At 74.4% G+C, this 22,488-nt stretch carries 15 protein-coding genes; 10 read left to right on the forward strand and 5 right to left on the reverse strand.

Annotation, left to right across the window (positions count from 1 at the left end; genetic code table 11):
• Positions 1 to 14: 14 nt before the first annotated feature.
• The 3 genes from B207_RS0128435 (at position 15) to B207_RS0128445 (ending at position 2,399) form a co-directional block, all read left to right on the forward strand.
• Positions 15 to 701 (forward strand): TetR/AcrR family transcriptional regulator, encoded by a 687-nt coding sequence (locus tag B207_RS0128435; RefSeq protein ID WP_035742665.1) that lies wholly within the window; start codon positions 15 to 17, stop codon positions 699 to 701.
• Positions 702 to 951: 250 nt separating this feature from the next.
• Positions 952 to 1,575: a cyclodeaminase/cyclohydrolase family protein gene (locus tag B207_RS0128440; protein ID WP_026311541.1), complete on the forward strand. Its 624-nt coding sequence runs from the start codon at positions 952 to 954 to the stop codon at positions 1,573 to 1,575.
• On the forward strand, positions 1,572 to 2,399 hold the full coding sequence (locus tag B207_RS0128445) for a bifunctional 5,10-methylenetetrahydrofolate dehydrogenase/5,10-methenyltetrahydrofolate cyclohydrolase (RefSeq protein ID WP_026311542.1): 828 nt from the start codon (positions 1,572 to 1,574) through the stop codon (positions 2,397 to 2,399). The genes B207_RS0128440 and B207_RS0128445 overlap by 4 nt, the downstream gene beginning before the upstream one ends.
• A gap of 74 nt (positions 2,400 to 2,473) precedes the next feature.
• Here the strand turns inward: B207_RS0128445 and B207_RS0128450 are convergent, their stop codons facing one another.
• Positions 2,474 to 4,000 carry a sensor domain-containing diguanylate cyclase gene (locus tag B207_RS0128450; RefSeq protein ID WP_018640098.1) on the reverse strand — a complete coding sequence of 509 codons (1,527 nt, stop codon included), beginning with the start codon at positions 3,998 to 4,000 and terminating at the stop codon, positions 2,474 to 2,476.
• A gap of 735 nt (positions 4,001 to 4,735) precedes the next feature.
• Positions 4,736 to 6,046 (reverse strand): adenosylmethionine--8-amino-7-oxononanoate transaminase, encoded by a 1,311-nt coding sequence (gene bioA / locus B207_RS0128465; protein WP_018640101.1) that lies wholly within the window; start codon positions 6,044 to 6,046, stop codon positions 4,736 to 4,738.
• 146 nt (positions 6,047 to 6,192) lie between these two features.
• Here bioA and B207_RS0128470 point away from each other — a divergent pair, with 146 nt between their 5' ends.
• The 3 genes from B207_RS0128470 (at position 6,193) to B207_RS36095 (ending at position 10,494) form a co-directional block, all read left to right on the forward strand.
• Positions 6,193 to 7,014 (forward strand): 4'-phosphopantetheinyl transferase family protein, encoded by an 822-nt coding sequence (locus B207_RS0128470; protein ID WP_018640102.1) that lies wholly within the window; start codon positions 6,193 to 6,195, stop codon positions 7,012 to 7,014.
• 59 nt (positions 7,015 to 7,073) lie between these two features.
• Positions 7,074 to 7,589 carry an SRPBCC family protein gene (locus tag B207_RS0128475; protein WP_230205285.1) on the forward strand — a complete coding sequence of 172 codons (516 nt, stop codon included), beginning with the start codon at positions 7,074 to 7,076 and terminating at the stop codon, positions 7,587 to 7,589.
• A 247-nt stretch (positions 7,590 to 7,836) separates the two neighbouring features.
• Positions 7,837 to 10,494 (forward strand): HelD family protein, encoded by a 2,658-nt coding sequence (locus B207_RS36095; RefSeq protein WP_018640104.1) that lies wholly within the window; start codon positions 7,837 to 7,839, stop codon positions 10,492 to 10,494.
• Between the two features lie 124 nt (positions 10,495 to 10,618).
• Here B207_RS36095 and B207_RS0128485 read toward each other — a convergent pair whose 3' ends face one another.
• The gene (locus B207_RS0128485) at positions 10,619 to 10,861 is read right to left on the reverse strand and encodes a hypothetical protein (protein WP_018640105.1); all 243 of its coding nucleotides are present in this window, start codon (positions 10,859 to 10,861) and stop codon (positions 10,619 to 10,621) included.
• 397 nt (positions 10,862 to 11,258) lie between these two features.
• On the opposite strand from B207_RS0128485, the gene B207_RS0128490 reads away from it, so the two are divergent.
• The 4 genes from B207_RS0128490 (at position 11,259) to B207_RS36100 (ending at position 20,681) form a co-directional block, all read left to right on the forward strand.
• Positions 11,259 to 13,802 (forward strand): DEAD/DEAH box helicase, encoded by a 2,544-nt coding sequence (locus B207_RS0128490; protein ID WP_018640106.1) that lies wholly within the window; start codon positions 11,259 to 11,261, stop codon positions 13,800 to 13,802.
• Between the two features lie 904 nt (positions 13,803 to 14,706).
• Positions 14,707 to 15,555, forward strand: a complete 849-nt coding sequence (locus B207_RS0128495; RefSeq protein WP_018640107.1) for a helix-turn-helix transcriptional regulator — start codon at positions 14,707 to 14,709, stop codon at positions 15,553 to 15,555.
• Between the two features lie 675 nt (positions 15,556 to 16,230).
• Positions 16,231 to 19,641: an MMPL family transporter gene (locus B207_RS0128500; RefSeq protein ID WP_084692363.1), complete on the forward strand. Its 3,411-nt coding sequence runs from the start codon at positions 16,231 to 16,233 to the stop codon at positions 19,639 to 19,641.
• Positions 19,642 to 19,829: 188 nt separating this feature from the next.
• Positions 19,830 to 20,681, forward strand: coding sequence for an acyl-CoA thioesterase (locus tag B207_RS36100; protein ID WP_035742669.1), 852 nt, complete (start codon positions 19,830 to 19,832; stop codon positions 20,679 to 20,681).
• Between the two features lie 19 nt (positions 20,682 to 20,700).
• On the opposite strand, the gene nagA is transcribed toward B207_RS36100, so the two are convergent.
• A complete protein-coding gene (gene nagA / locus B207_RS0128510; protein ID WP_018640110.1) occupies positions 20,701 to 21,933 on the reverse strand; it encodes an N-acetylglucosamine-6-phosphate deacetylase in 1,233 nt (410 codons plus the stop codon).
• 114 nt (positions 21,934 to 22,047) lie between these two features.
• Complete coding sequence (locus tag B207_RS0128515) at positions 22,048 to 22,488, reverse strand: cold-shock protein (protein ID WP_018640111.1); 441 nt, start codon at positions 22,486 to 22,488, stop codon at positions 22,048 to 22,050.

Genomic DNA, 22,488 nt, shown 5'->3' on the forward strand with positions numbered 1-22,488 from the left:
TAAGATCAGAACCCGTGACAGCAGCGGACGACGATGAGCAGGCACCTCGCAGGGGCGCACCGGCTCCCCCGCAGCGCACGCCCCGCGGCACGCTGTCCCGGGAGGTCCTGCTTGACGCGGCGATGGAGATCGTGCGGATCGGCGGGGCCGACGCCTTCAGCATGCGGGCGCTCGGCGGCCGTCTCGACGTCGACCCGACGGCCTTCTACCGCCACTTCCGCACCAAGAACGAACTGCTCGACGCGCTGGCCGACATTCTGATCGAGGGCGACGAGCCGCTGCCGGCGACTGGCGACGCCCGGGCGGACCTGCGGGCGAGCCTGCACCAGTTGCGTCACTCGCTGTTGCGTCATCCGACGATGGCCGCCGTCATCCTGCGCCGGCCGCCGGGGGGCCGCGCCTACTGGGCACGTGCCAACCACGCCCTGGGGCTGCTACGCGGGATGGGTCTGAGCCCCGAGGAGGCCACCGCGCTCTACCAGACACTGCTGTTCTACTGCCTGGGCCATGTCCTGTCCGAGGCGCGCGCCGTGGCGGCCGCGGTCGCCCGGGACCGCCGGCCCGGCACGCCCACCTCGACGTTCAATCCCCCGGCCCACCAGCTGCCCGACCTGGCTGCGGCCGTGCCGTTCCTGCGCTCCGACACCCGCACCCAGTTCGACACCGGCCTGGACCTGATCATGCGAGCGGCACCCGCATGATCAGGCCGCGCGGGATGCGGGCCCGGCCCGCATCCCCCGTGCCGCGGGCCGGCAGCAGGGCGTCGGGGGACATCGAGCGGCACGGGTCACAAAACCGCCCTCGGCCGGCGCGGAGCGGCCCTCTCGCACCCCGGGTGGCGATCCACTTGCTACGGTGCACTCCGGCCAGCGTCGGTGTGCTGCGGGGGGCAATGCACCCGGACGGCAGTGCACACGGACATGGACCTTGAACGAGGGGGAGTCGGAGACGATGGCGGACGAGACGCTCGACGGGTTCCTCGAGGCGCTCGCCTCGGCGGCCCCCGCACCCGGCGGCGGTGCGGCGGCGGCGGTCCAGGTCGCGCTCGGCGCTTCCCTGGTGAGCATGGTCGCCAACCTCACCATCGGCAAGCCCCGCTACGCCGAGCACGAGGCGACGATGATCGGCGCCCGCGACGAGGCGACCCGCCTGCGCCGTGACGCCCTCGCGCTGGCCGACGCCGACGCGGTGGCCTTCACCGCCGTGACCGACGCCTACCGGCTTCCCAAGGAGACCGTGCAGGACAAGGCGGCCCGCACCGCCGCGATCCAGCAGGCGCTGATCGGCGCGGCCGAGGTGCCGCTGCGCACCGCCGCCGCGGCCGCCGAGGTCGTCGGCCTGTGCCAGCGCATCCTCGACGGTGCCAACGTCAACGTCCTGTCGGATGTGGCCGTGGCTGCCGCGAGCGCCCGCGCGGCGCTGGACTCGGCGGCGATCAACGTCCGGATCAACCTGGCGTCGATGACCGACGCGGCCACCCGCGACGCGACCGCCGCCGAGCTGGACAAGTACCTGTCGTCACTGGCCGGCGCGGACAGTGTGGTGCGCGCCGTGGGAGATCGGATCGGGTCATGAGGTTGCTGGATGGGCGGTCGATGGCCGCCGACATTGGTCGGGCGGTCGTCGACGAGGTCGAGCGGCTGGCCGCCAGCGGCGTCACCCCGACGCTGGCGGTGGTGCTGCCGACCGTCGACGAGGCGGCGCGGTCCTACGTACGGGTGATCGAGCGCAGCGCCGCCAAGGTCGGCGTGGCGTGTGCCGTCCATGAGCTTGCCGGTGACCCGGCGCAGCTCATCGACACCGTCGACCGGCTGGCCGGCGATCCGTCGGTGCACGGGATGATCGTGCAGACCCCGTTGCCCGGCACACTGACCGCAGCCGAGGTGGGGGCACGCATCCCCGTCGGCAAGGACGTCGACGGGATGAACCCGCTGAGTCTGGGGCAGCTCGCGCTCGGTCTGCCCGCGTTCGCACCGGCGACCGCGGCGGCCGTGCTGGAGATCCTGACCCGGGCGGAGGTGCCGCTGGCCGGCGCCAGAGCCTGCGTGATCGGCCGCAGCTCGGTGGTGGGCAAGCCCGCGGCGCTTCTCCTGCTCGCCGAGAACGCGACCGTCACGGTCTGCCATTCCCGGACGAAGGACCTGGCGGCGGTGGCGCACGAGGCCGACATCGTGGTCGCCGCCGTCGGTCGGCCGAAGATGGTGGGCGGCGGGCATGTACGGCCCGGCGCGGTGGTCATCGACGTCGGCACGAACTGGACGGACGCCGGCCTGGTCGGGGACGTCGACGCGGAGGCGGTGGCGTCCGTCGCCGGGGCGTTGACCCCGGTGCCCGGTGGCGTCGGCCCGGTCACGACGATGCTGCTGCTGCGCAACACGGTCCGCGCCGCCGGCGCCTGAGCACGGAGACACCGCCGGGATCAGGGGCCCGGGCCCCGGGTGGCACGGCGGGCCCGGTCCACAGCGGGCCTCGGTCAGGGCGCCGGAGGCGATCCCGGTGCGGAAGGCCGCCAGACGGACGCCGTGGGCGGGGCCGGCGGTCCGCCCACGGCGTCCGGCCCGCCCGGCCCGGGCGGGGCGGTGGCGGACGGCTCGGTGGGTGCGGGCGGGCTGGTGGTCCTGGCCGTGCACACGCGGTCCCGTCCCTCGCGTTTCGCGCGGTAGAGCGCGGCGTCCGCTCGTTCGAGCAGGTCGGTGACGACCGCGAGGTCGTCGTCAGCGGCGCGCGGCGCCTCGGCGGTGACGGTGGCCAGCGCCCGGGCGGTGTTCTCCCGCGGTGCCGGGGCGATGCTGGCCACCCCGACGGACACGGTGACGCTCGCCTCCACACCGGACAGGTGGATGCGGGCACCGGCGACCGTGTGGCGGATGCGCTCGGCGACGGTGGCCGCCGCGTCCAGGTCGGCGTCGGCGAGCAGGACGACGAACTCCTCTCCCCCGAAGCGGCCGACGAGGTCCTGCGGGCGGGTGGCGTGCCGCAGCACGTTGGCGACGGCCACCAGGACCGCGTCGCCGTTGAGGTGGCCGTGGCGGTCGTTGACCTGCTTGAAATAGTCGATGTCGACCAGCAGGACCGACAGCGGCCGGCCGAGCCCGCGGGTGCGGGCGGTCTCCCGCAGCGCGACCTGCCGCCAGTAGGCCATGGTGGCCAGCTGTGTCTTGGCGTCGGTGCGGGCGGCGGTGAGCAGTTCGGCGTGGGTGAGGCCGCGGCGCAGCAGCAGGACGAGCGGCGCCGCGATCACCAGCAGCACCGGGCTCGCCGCCCACACCACGGTGAGCACGAGCGCGGCGCAGATCTCCACGGTGACCGTGGCGGCGTGTTCCCGCCCGCCCGGCCAGCGGCGGGGCCGCAGCAGCCGGTCCACAGCCGGATACGCCGCGACCGCGGCGAGCAGTGCCAGCAGGTCGCGGGCGGACGCGGCGAGCCCGTCGGCCGAACCGGGGTCCGAAGCGGGGGCGAGCAGGTGGTGGACGGCCGCGGCCACCGCACCGGCGAGACCGAGAGCGACGCAGTCGTGGATCTGGCTGTGTGCCCCGCGCCCTCCCGGTACTCCAGGGGGATGCTCGGGCTGCGCCGATCGCGCCACGCGCCCCCGCCCGGGCAGGGCGGCGAGCCAGAGCGGCAGGCAGGCCAGCAGCGCGTACAGCGGGGGCAGCAGCAGGGCGATCGGCAGCGTCCAGGTGGTGGTCATCGCCGGGTAACCGCCGCGTGAGCCGCTGTCGGGTTCGTCTCCGCGGGGGCTGCCGGCCCAGGGACCGGTACCGACCAGGCCGGTGAGCGCCGCCAGGCTGGTGAAGGCGGCGAACGCGGCGATCTCGACGGCGCGGGGCGAGCCGGCTCCGCTGGCGACGGCGTCGGCGGCGAGCAGCCCGGCGACGACCAGGAACGCGGCGTCGGTCAGCAGGGTGCGGGCCGGTGTCGCGGGCGGCGGGGCGGCGGGGCGGCGGGGCGCCCGCCACAGCCACCGGGCCAGCCCGCGGAGGGTGCCGGCTCCGCGCACGGCGGCGTGCGGGTCCTCCCGGGTACAGGGACGGACCCGTTCGACGGGTGTCCACGGAGGCTGGTCGCGGAGGAACAGCGAGGCGCCGAGCCCGGGGTCGCCCGGATGGCTGCCCGGCGGGACGACGGCAGCTTCGACCGCGAACGCGGGTTCGGCTGGGCCGGCAGGGCCGGTCGGGCCGGCAGGGCCGGCAGGGCCGGGATGCCGGGCGGGAAGCGGCCGGCGCGGGGCTGATGCCAGGGGGACCGGATCCGTCGGCCACAGCGCCGGCCCGGGCAGAGCGTCAGGCCCGGCTCCGGAGCCGGGGGTGGGGGTGGAGCACGGCGCGGGCCGGGACCCGATTCCGCGGCGCGAGAGCAGGCGACCCGCGGCACGGGCCGCCGTCCGAAGGGCAGTGGGAACACGCCCCTGCCCGGGCCGCCCTGACACCTGTCGTAACGACATCCGCACCTGGCCCTTCTCGTGTGCCGCCAAAGCTGCTACACACAGTGAAGCCTCGTGGACGAAGGGTATGAAGGCTCTTCGGGCATCCGCAACTAGTTCGCGGATGTCGGACATGCAGGGTGCGGTGGGGGCAGGGTGTCGACGCCCCGCGGCCCGGCGCCGGCGGCGGCCCGTCCCACGGCCGTGACCTGCGCCGTCGCCGACCGCGTCACCCGTGGCGCACGTGCGCGGCCGGGCCGGAGGTCCTGCCGGGCCGTGAACAGGAAGACCACAGCCGGCGCGCCGCCGGGGCTACTTCGTGGTCGCCTTCGTGGTCGCCTTCGTGGTCGCCGCGACCGCCTCGACCATGGCTCCGGTCAGGGTGCTCACCTCGGCGGGGTCCATCACGAACGGCGGCATCGCGTAGACGAGACGTCCGAACGGCCGTATCCACACCCCGAGGTCGACCAGCAGTGGCTGGATGACTGCCATGTCGACCGGGTCGCGGGTCTCGATCACGCCGATCGCGCCCAGCGTGCGGACATCCACGACGCCGGGCAGGTCCGCCGCGGGGGCCAGTCCGGCGGCCAGCGCGTCGTGCACGGCCGCCACCCGTTCCCGCCAGGGGCCGGCGAGCAGCAGCTCGATACTGGCGCGGGAGACCGCGGCGGCCAGCGGGTTCGCCATGAACGTCGGGCCGTGCATGAACGCGCCGGCGGGTGAGGCGCACACCCCGTCGGCGACCTCGGCCGTGCACAGGGTGGCGCCCATCGTCAGGTAGCCGCCGGTCATCGCCTTGCCGACGCACATGATGTCGGGCGTGATCCCGGCGTGGTCGCAGGCGAACAGCTCACCGGTGCGGCCGAAGCCGGTGGCGATCTCGTCCGCGATGAGCAGGACCTGGTGGCGGTCGCACAGCTCCCGGACCCGGGTGAGCCACCCGGGGGGGTAGAAGCGCATCGCTCCGGCGCCCTGCACCACCGGTTCGCAGATGACCGCGGCGATCTCGCCGTGGTGGGCCGCGAGCAGCCGCTCGACGTCGGCGAGGTCACGGTCGGTCACCGGGTCCCGGTAGCCGCTGGTGGGGGCGGCGGCGAACAGGTGACGGGCGAGCAGGCCGGTGAACAGGTGGTGCATGCCGGTGTCGGGGTCGCACACCGACATCGCGCCGGAGGTGTCACCGTGATAGCCGCGGCGGATGGTGAGCAGCCTGGTCCGGCCGGGCCGGCCCCGGCCCGTCTGGTACTGCAGCGCCATCTTGATCGCGACCTCGACGGAGACCGACCCGGAGTCGCAGAAGAAGACCCGCTCCAGGCCCGGGGGGGTGATCCGCACGAGCAGTTCGGCGAGGGCCACCGCCGGCTCGTGGGTGAGCCCGCCGAACATGACGTGGGCCATCCGGTCCAGCTGGTCGCGGACGGCGCCGTCGAGGACGGGGTGGCGGTAGCCGTGGATCGCGGACCACCACGACGACATGCCGTCGAGCAGCTCACGGCCGTCGGTGAGGGTCAGGCGCACCCCGCGGGCGGACGCGACGGCGAACAGTGGCGCCGTGTCCCCCACCGCACCGTAGGGATGCCAGACAACCGCCCGGTCACGCGCGACGAGGTCCGAACCGTGCATGCCTCCACCTTCTCCCAGCGGGGGCGTGGTGCCGCACCGGCGTGTCGGAAGAGCCACATGCGCCCGGGGCCGGTGCCGGGCCGGGCCGGGCCCCGTCGAAGATGGGACGCGCACGCATGATCTCGCCGAGGCGAAGGGACATCGCGATGACCGGTCAGCGGGCGGGCGGCGGCGCGGGCGGCCTGCCCGGGGGTGCGGAACTGCTCGCGGCGGTCCTGCCGCCTCCCACCTCCGGCGCTGGCCGGACGGCGCTCGCCGCCGTGGAGAAGTACGACGACGACTTCGGTGACGCCGTGGACGCCCGGCTGTTCCCCGAGGAGGCCGCCACGTTGACCCGCGCCGTCGACAAGCGGCGCCGGGAGTTCACCACCGGACGGATCTGCGCGCACCGGGCGCTCGAGGCGCTCGGGGAGCCGGCGGTGCCGATCCTGCCGGGTGAGCACCGGGAGCCGCGCTGGCCGGGTGGTGTCGTCGGCAGCATCACCCACACCGCCGGCTACCGGGCGGCGGCGGTGGCCCGGCAGGTGCCCGGGGCGACGGTCAGCGTGGGCATCGACGCCGAGCCGAACCAGGCGACCCCCGGCGGGGTGCTCCGTGAGATCTCGCTGCCCCAGGAACGGGACCTGCTCGCCGAGCTGGGGCGGGCGCATCCCCAGGTCTGCTGGGACAGGCTGCTGTTCAGCGCCAAGGAGTCCGTCTACAAGGCCTGGTTCCCACTGGCCCGGCGCTGGCTCGGCTTCGACGACGCCGAGCTGGTCCTCACGGTCGACGACACGGTCGATGACACCCCTGTGGCGGCGTCGGTGACCGTGCCGTCGACCGGGGGCGGTGTGACCGCGCGTGGACGGTTCCGGGCTCGGCTGCTGGTTCCCGGCCCGGACCTGCCCACGGGTGAGCTGACCGGGTTCACCGGGCGCTGGGTGGTGGGCCGTGGCCTGATCGTCACCGCGATCGCCGTCGGCTGCTGACCGCGGCCCCGGCCGCTGGCGGGTGAAGAATCGGCCGGCCCGGCCTACCGTGGGTCAGTGTGAGTGTGGTGTTCCTGGATGTGTCCGGGCCGGCGCCACCGCAGGTGTGCTGGGAGCGGTACGCCGTGCCGGCGGTGTGGCCCAGTTGGGCCCCGCAGATCCACGCCGTCGTCCTGGACGGCATCCCTGCCGAGGCCTGGTGTCTGCCGGAGCGGGCCGGGGGCCCGCGGGGCATCGGCCCCGCGGTCTCTCCCCCGCTGCCCGCCGCGTGGGAAACCCTGGAGCGGGGTGTCACGGCGCCGCGGCCCGCGGTGCGGATCGCGCCGGGGCTGCGCGGCCGGGTCCGCGCGCTGGTACCGCCGGCGGCCCGGTTCGTCGTCACCGCGGTGGATGAGGTCGAGCGGACCTGGAGCTGGCGGGTCGGCGTCGGTGCTGTGCGGCTGGAGCTCGACCACGGGGTGGACGCCTGCCTGGACGGCGGGACACTCACCTGGCTGCGGGTCACCGCGCCCGGGCCGGTGATCCGCGCCTACGCGCCGCTGGCCAAGGCCGCGTTGCGCCGCCTCGTCCGGTAGCCCGCCTCGTCCGGTGGGCGGGGCGGTCTCTCACGGATGTGCCTCGCCACCCGGGCCTGCGGGCCGGGCGGCGGGCCCGGGACGCTGATCACGGGGTGGAGAGGGGTGAGTGCTGGCGAGCTAGGATGGCGGCTACTCGCAGGGCGCGCCGCCACCGCCCGACGAAGGCAGGCCATACAGCGGCAGGCCAGACAGCGAGCGCCACGCTGGATGGTAGATGAGAGGGCTGGGTTTGTCAAAGCAATCGGTGCCCACCGGGTCAGCGGACACTCCCGAGCCCCGAGCCCCACAGCCGGGGGACGGCGGCGGCGGCGAGCAGGAGCGGGAGCAGCAGTACCTGACCATGCTGCACGACCGGCTGGACCAGCTGCGTGCCACCGCATCCGCCGAGCTCGCCCAGGTGCTGCTGCGCGACGACCCCGAACCCGGCGCGCGTGCCGACCGGGACGCCCTCGCCGCCCGGCACGCGGACCAGGTGGCGCGGTTCGACGCGGTCCGCGACCGGCTGCTGTTCGGCCGGATCGACATGGCCGACGGGGAACGCCGCTACATCGGCCGGATGGGTGTGCTCGATCCGGACACCGGCTACGACCCCCTGCTCATCGACTGGCGGGCCCCGGCCTCCCGCCCGTTCTACCTGGCGACCGGCGCCACCCCGCTCGGCGTGGCCCGCCGCCGCCACATCCGGACCGTCGGTCGGCGGGTGACCCATCTCGACGACGAGACCCTCGACACCGGAGCGCTCGGCGACGGCGTGCTCGGCCTGCTGACCCTGGACGGCCTCGGCGCGGAGGGAGGCGACCGGGGCAGCGGTGCCGGCACCAGCGGCGGCGGCGCGCTGGCCGGAGAGGTCCCCCGCGACGCCCTGGTCGGCGAGGCCACCCTGCTGGCCACCCTCGGCGCCCAGCGCACCGGCCGGATGCGCGACATCGTCGCGACGATCCAGTCCGAGCAGGACCGGATCATCCGCTCCGGCCAGGACGGCGTCCTCGTCGTCGACGGAGGGCCGGGTACCGGCAAGACCACCGTGGCGCTGCACCGCGCCGCCTACCTGCTGTACTCGCGCCGGGAACACCTCGCCCGCCGCGGCGTGCTGATCATCGGGCCGAACCCGGCCTTCCTGCGCTACATCGAGCAGGTGCTGCCCTCTCTCGGCGAGACCGGCGTGCTGCTGTCGACGATCGGCGACCTGTTCCCCGGTGTGCGCGGGCGTTCCACGGAGAGCACCCTGGCCGCCGAGGTCAAGGGGCGTTCGAGCATGGTGGACGTCCTCGGTGCCGCGGTGCGTGACCGCCAGCGGCTGCCGGAGCAGCCGCTGGAGATCACCGTGGCCGACGGGGTGGCGCGTCTCGACGAGACGATCGTCGTGCCGGCGCGGGCCGCCGCGCGGCTCACCGGCCGGCCGCACAACCTGGCCCGGCCGGTGTTCGTCCGCGAGGTCATCGCCGGGCTGACCCGCCAGATCGCCGACCGCTACGAGGCGTCCATCGACGAGGTCGACATCCCGGACTTCGTCGACGACTTCATGCTCTGGCCGGACACGGACGCCGCCCGCGAGCACCAGAACGACAGCGCGGCCGTGGGCGCCGACTGGTCGGAGACCGCCCTCGCCGCGGCCGCGGCCGCCTCCGAACGCCCGGTGCTGGACGCCGCCGACCTCGCCGACCTGCGCCGGGACCTCAGCTCCGACCCGCGGCTGGCCGAGGCGATCGACAGTCTGTGGCCGCTGCTCAGCCCGCAGGCGCTGCTGACCGACCTGTTCGCCGACGCCGACGCGCTGGGCCGCGCCGCCCCCGAGCTGGCCGGCGACGAACGGGCGGCGCTGCTGCGCCCGCCGGGCCAGAGCTGGACCGCCACCGACGCCCCGCTGCTCGACGAGGCCGCCGAACTGCTCGGCGACGACCCCCGGCTGGCGATCGACGCCGCGGTGTCGGCGCAGCTGGAACGCCGGGAACGCATCGAGTACGCCGGTGGGGTCCTCGACATCCTCGCCCGCGGCGACACCGAGGATCCCGACGGGGAGCTGCTGATGGCCAGCGACCTCATCGACGCCGACCGTTTCGGCGAGCGGCACGCCGAGATCGACGCCCGTACCACCGCGGAGCGGGCGGCCGCCGACCGCGGCTGGGCGTTCGGCCATGTGATCGTCGACGAGGCGCAGGAGCTGTCGCCGATGGCCTGGCGGATGGTGATGCGCCGCTGTCCGAGCAGATCGATGACGCTGGTCGGCGATGTCGCGCAGACCGGCGACGCGGCCGGGACATCCTCGTGGGACCAGGTCCTCGCCCCGTATGTCGGGCAGCGGTTCGTCCTCGAGCGGCTGACCGTGAACTACCGCACCGGCGCCGAGATCATGGAGGTCGCCGGAGACGTCCTGGCGCTGCAGGGCCGAGGGCTGCGGGCACCGCGGTCGGTCCGCCGGTCGGGCCACGCACCGTGGCGTCTCGCCGTCACCGAGCAGGAGCTGGCTGCCCGCCTCGCCGACCTGGTCGCCGAGGAGCACAACGCCTGCGGCGGCGGGCGGCTCGCGGTGATCGTGCCGACGGCGCGCCGCGACCAGCTGACCGGCCTCGCGCGGGCGCTCACCGGTGGCGTGCCCGGCACCGTGTCCCGCGACGGAGCGGCGGGCGACGAGGCGGCGGGGCCCGACCCGGAGCAGCCGGTGGTCGTCCTCACGGTGCGGGAGTCGAAGGGGCTGGAGTTCGACGCGGTGATCGTGGTGGAGCCCGAACGGATCCTGGCCGAGTCCCCGCGGGGCGCCGGCGACCTGTACGTGGCGCTGACCCGGCCGACGAACCGGCTTGGCGTCGTTCATGTCGGCGAGCTGCCGGTCGCGCTCGGGCGGCTGTGCCCTCGGCTGACGACGTCCGAGGAGGTGCCGATCGGTCCGTCCCAGGGCGGGTGAGAGTGCGCCCGCCCTGGGACGGAGGGGACAGTTCAAGATCAGATTTCACCATGGGCGGCCGTCAACAGCGTTGACTATCTTGTGCCGGAACGGGCCGGCGATCAGACGATCAGCTCACCGCCGATCACCCGCTTCGGGCGGTCGAGGCCAGCAGGCGGTGCCACCGGTCAGGCTCGAGGTTCAGCCACCGGTCGATGTCCTCGCGCCACCAGATACGGGTCCCGTTCCAGGCGGACGTCCGGTTCACGACCCCCGCGGCCGCGGGCGCCGCCGGATCACTGCGCAGACGGTGATCGACAGCCTGTCGGGTCACGCCCAGCGCACGGGCGATGTCACCCGACCCGACGAGCAGAGGGAGCTCATCCACCTCGCCGACGCTAACCGCACACCGGGCATCACCGACCGCCCGCGGACCCCGGTAGGTGGGGCGGGCGCCTCACGCCAGAACCAACGGACAACACACCGACACACACCTGCCCTGCTCACCCGCGGTCGCCGTGCCGCGCCGCGGGAGCTGTGACGACTCCGTCACGACACCACCCAGGAACCGCCGTGGGCGCCCCGCGCCCCGCGCAGCGGCGGCGTGCGGCACGATCGAGGACACCATGACGTACCAGCCCCGGACCCAGCCCCAGACCCCGCCACCGAGCAGTCCCCGCGGTGAGCCCCGGCCCCAGGCCGAGCCACCGGCCGAGCCACCGGCAGCGCAGCCCCAGCAGCCGGCAGCCCCGACCCCGGGAGCCCCGGGAGCCCCGGGAGCCCCGGTGACGCTGACAGCGCGTCTGCCCGCCGGCGGGCCGGACCCGGAGGCGGACGCCGACGCCCTGTTCGACGCGTTCGGCGCCTGGGTGGTGGATCAGGGTCTGGAGCTCTACCCCGCGCAGACCGAGGCGCTCATCGAGGTGGTCAGCGGCTCGAACGTCATCCTGGCGACGCCGACCGGCAGCGGGAAGAGCCTGGTGGCCACCGGGGCGCACTTCGCGGCACTCGGCTGGGGCCGGCGCACCTTCTACACCGCGCCGATCAAGGCGCTGGTGTCGGAGAAGTTCTTCGCGCTGTGCGCCGTGTTCGGCGCCGCCAGCGTCGGGATGATGACCGGTGACGCCTCCGTCAACGAGGGGGCGCCGATCATCTGCTGCACGGCCGAGATCCTCGCGAACATCGCGCTGCGTGACGGGGCCGCGGCGGACGTCGGCCAGGTCGTCATGGACGAGTTCCACTACTACGCCGACCCCGACCGGGGCTGGGCCTGGCAGGTGCCGCTCATCGAGCTGCCGCACACCCAGTTCCTGCTCATGTCGGCGACGCTGGGCGACGTCACCCGTTTCGAGGAGGACCTGACCCGGCGCACCGGGCGGCCGACGGCCGTCGTGCGTTCGGCGCAGCGACCGGTTCCGCTGTTCCACCGCTATGTGACCACCCCGCTACACGAGACGATCGAGGAGCTGCTCGAGACGCGGCAGGCCCCGATCTACGTCGTGCACTTCACCCAGGCCTCGGCGCTCGAGCGGGCGCAGTCGCTGATGAGCATCAACGTCTCCACCCGGGCGGAGAAGGACGCGATCGCGCAGATGATCGGCGGCTTCCGGTTCGCCTCCGGGTTCGGCAGGACGTTGTCGCGCCTGGTCCGGCACGGGATCGGGGTGCACCACGCGGGGATGCTGCCCAAGTACCGCCGGCTGGTGGAGCTGCTCGCGCAGGCGGGGCTGCTCAAGGTGATCTGCGGCACCGACACCCTCGGAGTCGGCATCAACGTGCCGATCCGCACGGTCGTGTTCACCGCGCTGTCCAAGTACGACGGGACCCGCACCCGGATCCTGACCGCGCGGGAGTTCCACCAGATCGCCGGGCGGGCCGGCCGGGCGGGGTTCGACACGGTCGGCAACGTGGTCGTGCAGGCGCCCGAGCATGTGGTCGAGAACGAGAAGGCGCTGGCGAAGGCCGGTGACGATCCGAAGAAGCGGCGCAAGGTCGTGCGCCGCAAGCCGCCGGAGGGGTTCGTCTCCTGGGGCGTTCCCACGTTCGAACGACTGGTCGGCGCCGAGCCGGAACCGCTGGTGTCCCAGTTCGCCGTGAGCCACTCGATGCTGCTCAACGTGGTCAACCGCCCCGGGGACGCGTTCACCGCGATGCGCCACCTGCTCACCGACAACCACGAGCCGCGCCCGGCGCAGCGCCGGCACATCCACCGCGCGATCGCGATCTACCGGGCGCTGCTGGCCGCCGGGGTGGTCGAGAAGCTCGACACTCCGGACGAGACCGGCCGCTCGGTGCGGCTCACCGTCGACCTGCAGCTCGACTTCGCGCTCAACCAGCCGCTGTCCCCGTTCGCGCTGGCCGCCATCGACCTGCTCGACCGCGACTCCCCCGCCTACGCGCTGGACGTCCTCAGCCTGCTCGAGTCGACGCTGGACAACCCGCGGCAGGTGCTGTCCGCGCAGCAGTTCCGCGCCCGCGGCGAGGCTGTCGCCGCGATGAAGGCCGACGGTGTCGAGTACGACCGGCGCATGGAGCTGCTGGAGGAGGTCACCTGGCCCAAACCGCTCGACGAGCTGCTGCACGCCGCCCTGGCCACCTACCGGCGCGGCCACCCCTGGGTCGACGACTACGAGCTGGCGCCGAAGTCGGTGGCCCGCGACATGTTCGAACGGGCGATGACCTTCGCCGAGTACGTCGACTTCTACGGGCTGGCCCGCTCGGAGGGCCTGCTGCTGCGTTACCTGGCCGACGCGTTCAAGGCGCTGCGCCAGACGGTGCCGGAGGAGGCACGCACCGAGGAGCTCGTCGACCTCACCGAATGGCTCGGGGAGCTCGTCCGCCAGGTCGACTCCAGCCTGCTCGACGAGTGGGAGGCGCTGCGCGATCCCGAAGCCGGCGACGGAGCCGGCACCGGCGGTGGCCCGGGGGCCGCGGGCATGCTGGTGGAGCGGACCACCGCAGTCACCGCGAACACCCGCGCGTTCCGGGTGCTGGTACGCAACGCGCTGTTCCGGCGGGTGGAGCTGGCCGCGCTGCGCCGCTACGACCTGCTCGGTGAACTCGACGCCGAGGCCGGTTTCGACGCGCAGGCCTGGCGGGAGGCGCTGGAGCCCTACTTCGAGCTGTACACCGAGATCGGGACGGGGCCGGACGCCCGCGGACCGGGTCTGCTCATCGTCACGACCGCCGCGGACCGGTGGACGCTGCGGCAGATCTTCGACGATCCGGCGGGTGACCACGACTGGGGAATCAGTGCCGAGGTCGACCTCGCCGCCTCGGACGAGGCGGGAACAGCCGTCGTGCGGGTCACCGCCGTCGACCAGCTCTGATGCCGAACCGTATCGCGGCAAAGGCGGGCGGCGGCAAAGGCACAATGGGCATGGCACCGAAGTGTTCACACCCGTTCGGGCCGACCCGCAACCGGCACTTTCGGTCCAGCCCTCTCGCGTAGGTTCGGGAAAGGGCGCCAACGCGGTGCGGTGTGGCACGGTGACCGAACGACGCCGGGAGACGGGCCGACCGGACGGTGTGGCTTTCCCACGGGCGCCGGTCCGACCGGGCCGCCCATCGCCCACCGGCGTCCACCCACGACCAGGGGTGACGGCGGCAACGGCACCGGCGGCCGACAGCGGAGGCCACCGGCTGGTATTTACCCACCTCCCACCGCCGACATTCCCATCCCAGAGACACCGGATTCACAACCACCGCGTGCCGCAATAGCGGATTCACCCACCTGGCGACGGCCATCGCGGTCCTGTATCAACGGAGAACGAACACAGGATCACCGCCACCCCCGCCCCGGCCGGTCGACGCGGAGCCGCGCCGGCCGGGGCGGACGGGTCCACCCCGGCCGGGGTGACGGCCGGGGCGACGGCGACCGTGACGGCCCTCGCCGACCGGCCGGCCCGGGCGGGCGCGTCCGGGCCACCCCATACACCTCCGCCCGATCACAACCCTCACTGCGCGCGTTCGGCACCACGGTGCACAATGCGCCGATTGCCGGGACGAAGATCCCCTTGCTAGTCTCATTTCTCGGCAAGGAGATTTGTCTGTCGTAAAGGGCCGCGCCGACCCGGCTGCGCCGGCCCCTCGACACGGAACCGGTTTCCGTGGCCCACCTGCGTCCCCGGCCGCTTCAGGCGGCGGAAACCGGGCAGGCCAGCAACACCTTTTGCCTGCTTTTCCGTTTTGTTTCGTTCTTAGTCCGCGAGACCCCCGGACGAGAGGAAGACGATGACATCGGGCACTACCGATGGCTGCTCGGTCGAGGCGATGCTGCCTCGGGCCGTCACCCGGCTGCGCGCCCGTACCGGCGCCGATCTGGCCTACGGCGGATCGGTCGATCCCCGCTCGCGCTACCTGACCATCAGCGCGCTTGACGGGAACCGCACGAACGCGTTGCGCGGGATGTCCCTGCCGCCGGGCCACGGCGTGGGCGGACGGGTCGTGGCCCTGGGCCGCCCCGTCGTGATCGACGCGGGCACCCGCCCGCGCTATACCGAGGACCAGCGCGACTGGGCCGTCCTGGGCGAGGACATCTCCTCGGTCGTCGCCGTGCCGGTGCGCGCCGGCGGCATCGTGCACGCGGTGCTGTACTGCGGTGTGCGGGCGGACAACCCCGTTCCGCCGGCCGCGGTGGAGACGGCGCTCGGTGTCGCGCGCCGCTTCGAGGCGCTGCTCGCCGAACGCGCGATGGCCGCCCGGCCCGACACCGCCGCGGCGACGCCGGGCGCCTCCCGGCTGCGGACGCTGTGCCGCGTCGACGCCGAACTGGAGGAGCTGACCTTCCAGACCAGCGACCAGGCACTGCGGGAGCGGATCATCGCGGTCCGCGACCTGCTGGAGGACCTGTTCCCCGACGCGGCGCCGCCCACCCGCGCGCAGCCGTTCGGCCTGTCACCGCGCGAGCTGGACGTCCTGCGGCTGGTCGCGGAGGGCATGTCCAACGCCGAGACGGCCCGCCGTCTCGCGGTCAGCCCGGAAACGGTGAAGGCCTACCTGCGCAGCATCATGAACAAGCTCGGCGTGCACAACCGGACCGCGGCGGTCAACGTCGCGCGCCGCTCCAGCCTGCTGCCGTGAGCACGGCAGCAGGCCGGCCATAACAGGTCCCGAAACAAAAACCGGGTGCGGGCGAGATTCTCGCCCGCACCCGGTGTCTTTCACACGGCGCTGGTGCCCGTAACCTGCAGGACAAACGCCTTTCCCGCCCCGGGACGTCCTTCACCTGGGGCGGCTCGGCCTGGGGCAGAACGAACGCCCGACGGGGCGTCGGGCCGGGCCGGTGGCCGCGGGCCCCGGTGCCGGCAGGGCCAACGGCCCGGTGATCGCGGGGCTGCCCGCGCCGCCCGGCTCGCCGGCTGCTCCCTGCTCCTGGCCTGGTGGTGGTGCCTGACCGGGGCCGCCGCGGCGCGGCTGGGCGCCGGGGCGCGGCCGGTCCGTGTTGTCCGAGCCGGCCTCCTGGCCCCGCTGGGCATCGTCCGGACGGCCCGCCCGCTCCCCCGTACCACCCCCGTGCGGCTGGGCTCCGTACCGCGGCCGGGGACACCTCCCCCGATGCGACGGCGATCCGCCGCTGTTGTGCCGTTCGAACTTGTCTGCCACGACGAACTCCCCCTCCTCCGGATACCGACTGGCGTGACTCACGACGTCATCGCGGTACTGGCGCCATCGGCGTGAACATTAAAGAGGTATTCGCGGCTTTGGTACCCCTCTCCGGGGGTAACACCAAATCTTTTGCACTTCTACGTTGAACTCATGTCATTTCCCGTCGATGTCACGCGGCGGTTCAGGGGCTCGACGGGGCGCCCCGACAGCCACCGGTCACCCGCCCACGCGGGAACGGTCGGCGCGGCAGCGGAGGCATCGCCGCCACCGTTCCCCGTGCACACGCCGCCGTTCACCACGCACACGCCGCCGCCCGCCGCCGCCGCGCTGCCGGCGGCCACCGCGCTGCCCGCCGGCGGCGTCCGGCCGTCCGCGACCCTGACGGCCTTCGCCACCGGCCTGCCGGCAGCCACCACGCCGGTGCCTGCTCCGGATCCGGTGCACGGTTCCGCCCGTCCCGGCTCCGCGCGGCGGGGTGTGTCCCGGCCTGGTGCGCGGGCCGGTGCCGCCCGCCCGGGGCCACGCCGAACGGACCGGAGCCACGAACCGGCCGGGCGCACACCGGCCCAGCCCGGCAGCTCGGGCCGGTCCGGCCGGACCGGTCGGTCGAGGCGCTCGGGCGGCGGCGGCACCGTCGGCGACGCGGGTGGCGGGGGTGGCGCGGCCTCCGGCAGCGCGGGCGACGCGGGCAGCGCCGGTTCCGGCAACGCGGGCAGCGCCGGGAACGCCGGGAACGCGGGGAACTCGGGGCGGTCCGGCGGGGCGGGTGGGCCCGCCAGCGCGGCGGCGGGTGGGCGCGGCGGCCTGTTCGCCCTGCTCGCCCGACTGGCGGTCAACCGCCCGGGACGGGTCCTGACCATCACCGGGCTGCTGGTCATCTGTCTGCTGCCGTGGGCCGGCGGTGTCTTCGACCGGCTCTCGACCGGAGGCTTCTACGCCGCCGGTGACTCCGCCACTCATGCCGAGGCGCTGCTGGACGCCGAGTTCCCCGGCGCCCCGCCGAACGTGGCCATCATGGTCACCGCACCCGGCACCATCGAGGGGCCGACCGCGCGGCGGGTCGGTGAGAACCTCACCAGCCAGCTGCAGCGCGAGCCCGGGGTCAGCGGGGTGACCTCCTACTGGTCGCCGGACGCGCCGGCGGGCCTGCTGCGCTCCCAGGACGGGCGCAGCGCCCTGGTCCTGTTCCGGCTGACCGGCTCCGAGGACGCGATCGCGCGCCATGTGGCCGATCTGCACGACCGCTACGCCCACGACGGGCCCGGGGTCACCGTCCGGTTCGGCGGGGCGCCGGCGGTGATGCTGGACGTCACCGAGCAGAGCCGCGCCGATCTGGAGCGGGCCGAGCTGGTGACCGCACCGCTGGTGCTCGGCGTCCTGCTGTTCGCCTTCGGCGGGACGGCCGCGGCGTTGCTGCCGGTGGTGGTCGGTGGCAGCGCGGTCATCGCCAGTCTCGCCCTGCTGCGGCTGCTCTCCGAGATGACCCACATCTCGGTGTTCTCGCTGAACCTGACCACCGCGCTCGGGTTCGCGCTGGCGGTGGACTACTGCCTGTTCATCCTCCGGAGGTTCCGTGAGGAGCGGGAGGCCGGGGTGCAGCGGGAGGCCGCCCTGCACACCAGTCTGCGCACCGCCGGGCGCACCGTGCTGTTCTCCGGGCTGACGGTGGCCCTGTCGCTGACCGGCGCGCTGCTGTTCCCCCTGCCCTACCTGAAGTCCTACGCGTACGCGGGCATCGCGGTGGTGGTCACCTCGGAGCTCGCCGCGCTGCTGGTGCTCCCGGCGGCGATCATGCTGCTGGGCGAGCGGGTCGAGCGGAGCCGCCGCCGCGGCCTCGGTTTCGGCCGGCGCCGCGGCGGTGTCCGCCGGCGCCGCGAGCCGGGGGCGGTGTGGACGGCGGTCGCCCACCGGGCGATGGCACACCCGCTGCTGTTCGGCGGGGCGGCGGTGGCGCTGATGGTCGTCATGGCGCTGCCGCTGGGCGGCCTGCGGGTCGCCCTCGCCGACGACACCGTGCTGCCGACGACGGCCCACTCGCACGTGGTGAACGACGCGATGCGCGACGACTTCACGGTCTGTCTGCCCTGCCAGATCCCGGTCGTGGTCCCCGGGGTCGACGCCCGCGAGCCGGCCGTCGTGACCCAGCTGGGCGGGTACGCCGCCGCCCTGTCGGACGTCCCCGGCGTCGCCCGGGTCGACACCGTGGCCGGCAGCTTCACCGACGGGCGGATGATCGCGCCGGCGCCGGCCGGCGGCCAGCAGTTCGTCGGCACCCACGGTGGTGCCTGGCTGTCGCTGTGGCCGACCGAACCGGACCCGATCTCGACGGCGACGCAGCGCACGGTCGGCCTGATCCGCGCCGTCCCGACGCCCTACCCGGTCGAGATCGGCGGCCTCGCGCCGCACCTGGTGGAGACCCGCGAGACCGTCATCCGCGGCCTGCCCGGCGCGATCGCCGTGGTGGTGACCGCGACGTTCGTGCTGCTGTTCCTGTTCACCGGCAGCCTGCTGCTGCCGCTGAAGGCGCTGCTGCTCAACGCGCTGAACCTGGCGGCGGTGATGGGCGTGATGGTGCTCGTCTTCCAGGACGGGCACCTGCAGTCGCTGGTCGGGCACTTCCAGGTCTCGGGGACGGTCGAGCTGACCAGCCCGGTCCTGATGTTCTGCGTCGCGTTCGGGCTCAGCATGGACTACGAGATCTTCCTGCTGGCCCGCATCCGGGAGGAGCACCTGCGCGGCGCCGGCAACCGGCGCGCCGTCGCCCGCGGCCTGGCCGCGACCGGCCCGCTGCTGACCTGCGCGGCGCTCGCCCTGATCGTCGTCATGATCGGCGTCGCGACGTCCCAGATCAGCATCATCAAGATGGTCGGGCTGGGTCTCGCGCTGGCGGTGCTCCTCGACGTGACCGTGATCCGCGCGGTGCTGGTCCCCGCCTTCATGGCCCTCGCCGGCCGCTACAACTGGTGGGCGCCGACGCCGTTGCGTCTCCTCCACGAGCGCCTCGGCCTGCGCGAGGGTGTCGAGCCCGGCGAGTTCGGTGGGCCGGACGGGCTCGGCACCGCCGGGGCACCGGACGGGCTGGCCGTCCCCCGCGGGGTGTTCCCCGCGGTCCTGCCGGCCGTCCTGCCCACCCGGGGGACCGTGGCCTCACCGCCCCCCGCGGGCGGGGACGTCCTGGCCGGGTCGCCCCGGCACAGCGGCCTCGGTCCGCCCGGGCCGAGGCCCCCGGCCCGATCCGACGGCGCCGGGCCGGCCCTGTTCTCGGCGAGTACCTACGGCCGGGCGGAGGACGGGCTGTTCGATCCCGACGGGTACGGCAGTCTGGCCGGGCCCGCCGGGCCATCCGGGACGCACCGGCCGTCGGACCCGCCCGCGGACCCGGAGCGCCTGGCCCGATCGGGCCAGGCTCCGGAGCGGACCTCAGGTGAGCAGGACGCCTCCCCCGAGAACTACGTGCCCACGCTGGGTGAGCGGGAGAAGACCGAGGGCTGCTGGTCGGCGAACGCCTGGTTCTCCCCGCACGGCGACGCCCCGGCCGCCGATCCCCGCCGGGACGGCTGACGCAGAGGGTGGGGTGCGGCACAACGCCGGGTGCCGGGCGGCCGTGATGCAGTATGCCGGAGCAGTGGCCCGCTCCACGCAGGGCCGCGACCGGGGACGTTCCCGCCGCACGGGGTTGGCGGGGCTCCCGGGCACCCGGCCGGCCCGGGGCCCGGGTGACCCGCGCCCGGCCGACCCGAAGGTGGAAGATGCGACCTGCTGCCGTCACCCGTCCGGTGAGCGTCACCCCGTCCGCGCCGACGGTGCTGGACCTGATGGACCTCGAGGAGATCGACCGCGATCTCTTCCGGGTCCGGGTGGTGTTCGACGACCGGTACGCGCTGTACGGCGGGCAGGTCGCGGCCCAGGCCCTGCTGGCGGCGGGGCTCACCGTCCCGGAGGGACGGGTGCCGCACTCGCTGCACGGCTACTACCTGCGCCTCGGCGACGCCTCCCGGCCGACGATCTTCCGGGTGGACCGTGACCGCGACGGCCGCTCGTTCTCCGCCCGCCGGGTGGTCGCCGTCCAGGGCGGCAAGGTGATCTTCAACATGTCGGTGTCGTTCCAGGTACCCGAGCCGGGCGTCGACGTCACCGCCGAGCCGATGCCGCCGCTGGCCGCGCCGGACACCCTCACCGAGGTCAGGCTGTCACGGCCGGTGTCCTTCGAGGCGCGGGCGGAGCGCGCACCCGCGCCCGGCGTCGACTTCCCGACCCGGCTGTGGGCACGGTGCACCACCGCGCTCCCCGACGACCCGCTGCTGCACGCGGTCATCCTGACCTACCTGTCCGACAGCGTGGCGGGGCTGGCGCCGTACCACTCCGCCACCGCCCGTTCGGGCTCCAGCCTGGACCACGCGGTCTGGTTCCACCGGCACATCCAGATGGATGACTGGGTGCTGATGGACCATGTCCCGCGCACCATCGCGGGCGGCCGGGGCTGGTACACGGGCACCATCCACGCGCGGGACGGCGCGCTGGGCGCGAGCCTGGCCCAGGAGGCGCTCTTCCGCCCGCCGTTGGATCACCCTCGGCGTCCCTGGAGCGGCGACCAGCCCTGACACCGGCAGGGGGCGCGGGTCACCCACCTCCGGACCGGGGCGCCCCGCGCCCACCGACCCAGCGCCCGCGTGCCATCACAGCGGTGACGGCCAGCTCGGCGTCGAGGACGACGAGGTCGGCGTCCAGGCCGGGGGCGATCGCCCCGCACCGGTCGTCGAGGCCGAGCACCCGCGCCGGGTTCGTCGCCGCGGCGGCGGCGGCCACCTCGATCGGCAGGCCGGCGGCGACGGCCCGGCGCACCGCCTGGTCCATCGTCAGGGTGCTGCCCGCGAGCGCACCGCCGGTGACCAGCCGGGCCTGCCCGTCGCGCACCCGCACCGGATGGCCGCCCAGCACGTACTCCCCGTCACCGGCGCCGGCCGCGTCCACCGCGTCGGTGACCAGCACCAGCCGCTCCGGTTCGGCGGCGACGAGCCGCAGCAACGCCGGGTGCACGTGCACCCCGTCATTGATCAGCTCGCAGGCCACCCCCGCGTCGAGGGCCGCACCGGCGGTGCCGGGCTCCCGGTGGTGCAGCGGGCGCATGCCGTTGAAGACATGGGTCGTCAGCGTGATCCCGGCGGCGAAGGCGGCGCCGGCCTGCGCGTAGGTGGCATCGGTGTGACCGGCGGCGGCGACCACTCCCGCCTCGAGCGCGGCCGCGACGACCGCGGCGGCACCGGGAAGTTCCGGGGCGACGGTGAGGACCCGCAGCGCGCCGGCGGCCGCGGCCTCGAGGTCGGCGAACACCGCCCGGTCGGGCCGGCGCAGATGCTCCGCGGGCTGGGCCCCGCGGCGCTCGGCCGCCAGGAAGGGACCCTCCAGATGGGCCCCCACGACCTGGCCGTCCGACCCGGGCCCGGCCGCGGTCAGCGCCGCGACCCAGCCGAGCTGCTCGGCGAGCCGGGCCACCGGCGCCGTCACCAGCGAGACCAGGGTGCGGGTCGTCCCGTGGGCCTGGTGGAAGGCGACCGCCCCGGCCATGTCCGCCGCCGACGCGGCTACATCGTGCCCGCCACCGCCGTGCATGTGCAGGTCGACGAAGCCGGGCAGCAGCCAGGCTCCTGTCAGGTCGACGCGCTCCGCCCGCTCCGCCGACTCCGCCCGGCCCGGGTCGAGGCCGAGGTCGAGGTCGAGGTCGAGGTCGAGGTCGAGGTCGAGGTCGAGGCCGCCGCGGCCCACCTGCGCGATCAGCCCGTCGCGGACCAGCACCCGACCCGGGTCGAGGACGCCGCCGGGGGTGACCACCTTCGCGCCGGTCAGCAGGGTCATGGCGCCACGTTAGCGAGACCGGGCGCGCCTGAACCTACCGCCGGAAGCGGCGGCCACCGCGGCGGACGGCCGAGCCGGCCCCGCCGCGGCCAGGCCGGGCGGGACCGGCTCCGGTCAGTTCTCGACCCAGCCGTACTTGCGCGCCACGCTCGCGAGCTGACGGCGCACATGCAGGATCTGCGTGCCGGTCAACGCCGGCTCGGTCGCCAGCAGCACCTCGGTGATCTCCTGCGTGAACTCGTCCAGCGGCAGGACGTCACACAGCCCGTCGCCGCCGTCGTCCGGCCGCGCCGGTACCGACACCGGGCCGGCCCCGCCGATCGAGGAGACACCCGCGGGCACCGCCGCGGGGCTGCGCAGGATCCTGGCCGACGAAGCCTTCCGGCCGCGGTCGCTGTCCTCGACGTCGAACTCCATGACCACGCCCGGGACCACCAGACTCTTCTCGACGAGGAGGTCGTTCGCGTGCAGGAAGACGTCCTCACCGCCATCGCTCGGGGCGATGAAACCATAGCCACGGACATGATCGAAACGAAGAACTTTACCCGTACTCAC

The sequence above is a fragment of the Parafrankia elaeagni genome (assembly GCF_000374165.1).
Lineage (GTDB): Bacteria > Actinomycetota > Actinomycetes > Frankiales > Frankiaceae > Parafrankia > Parafrankia elaeagni.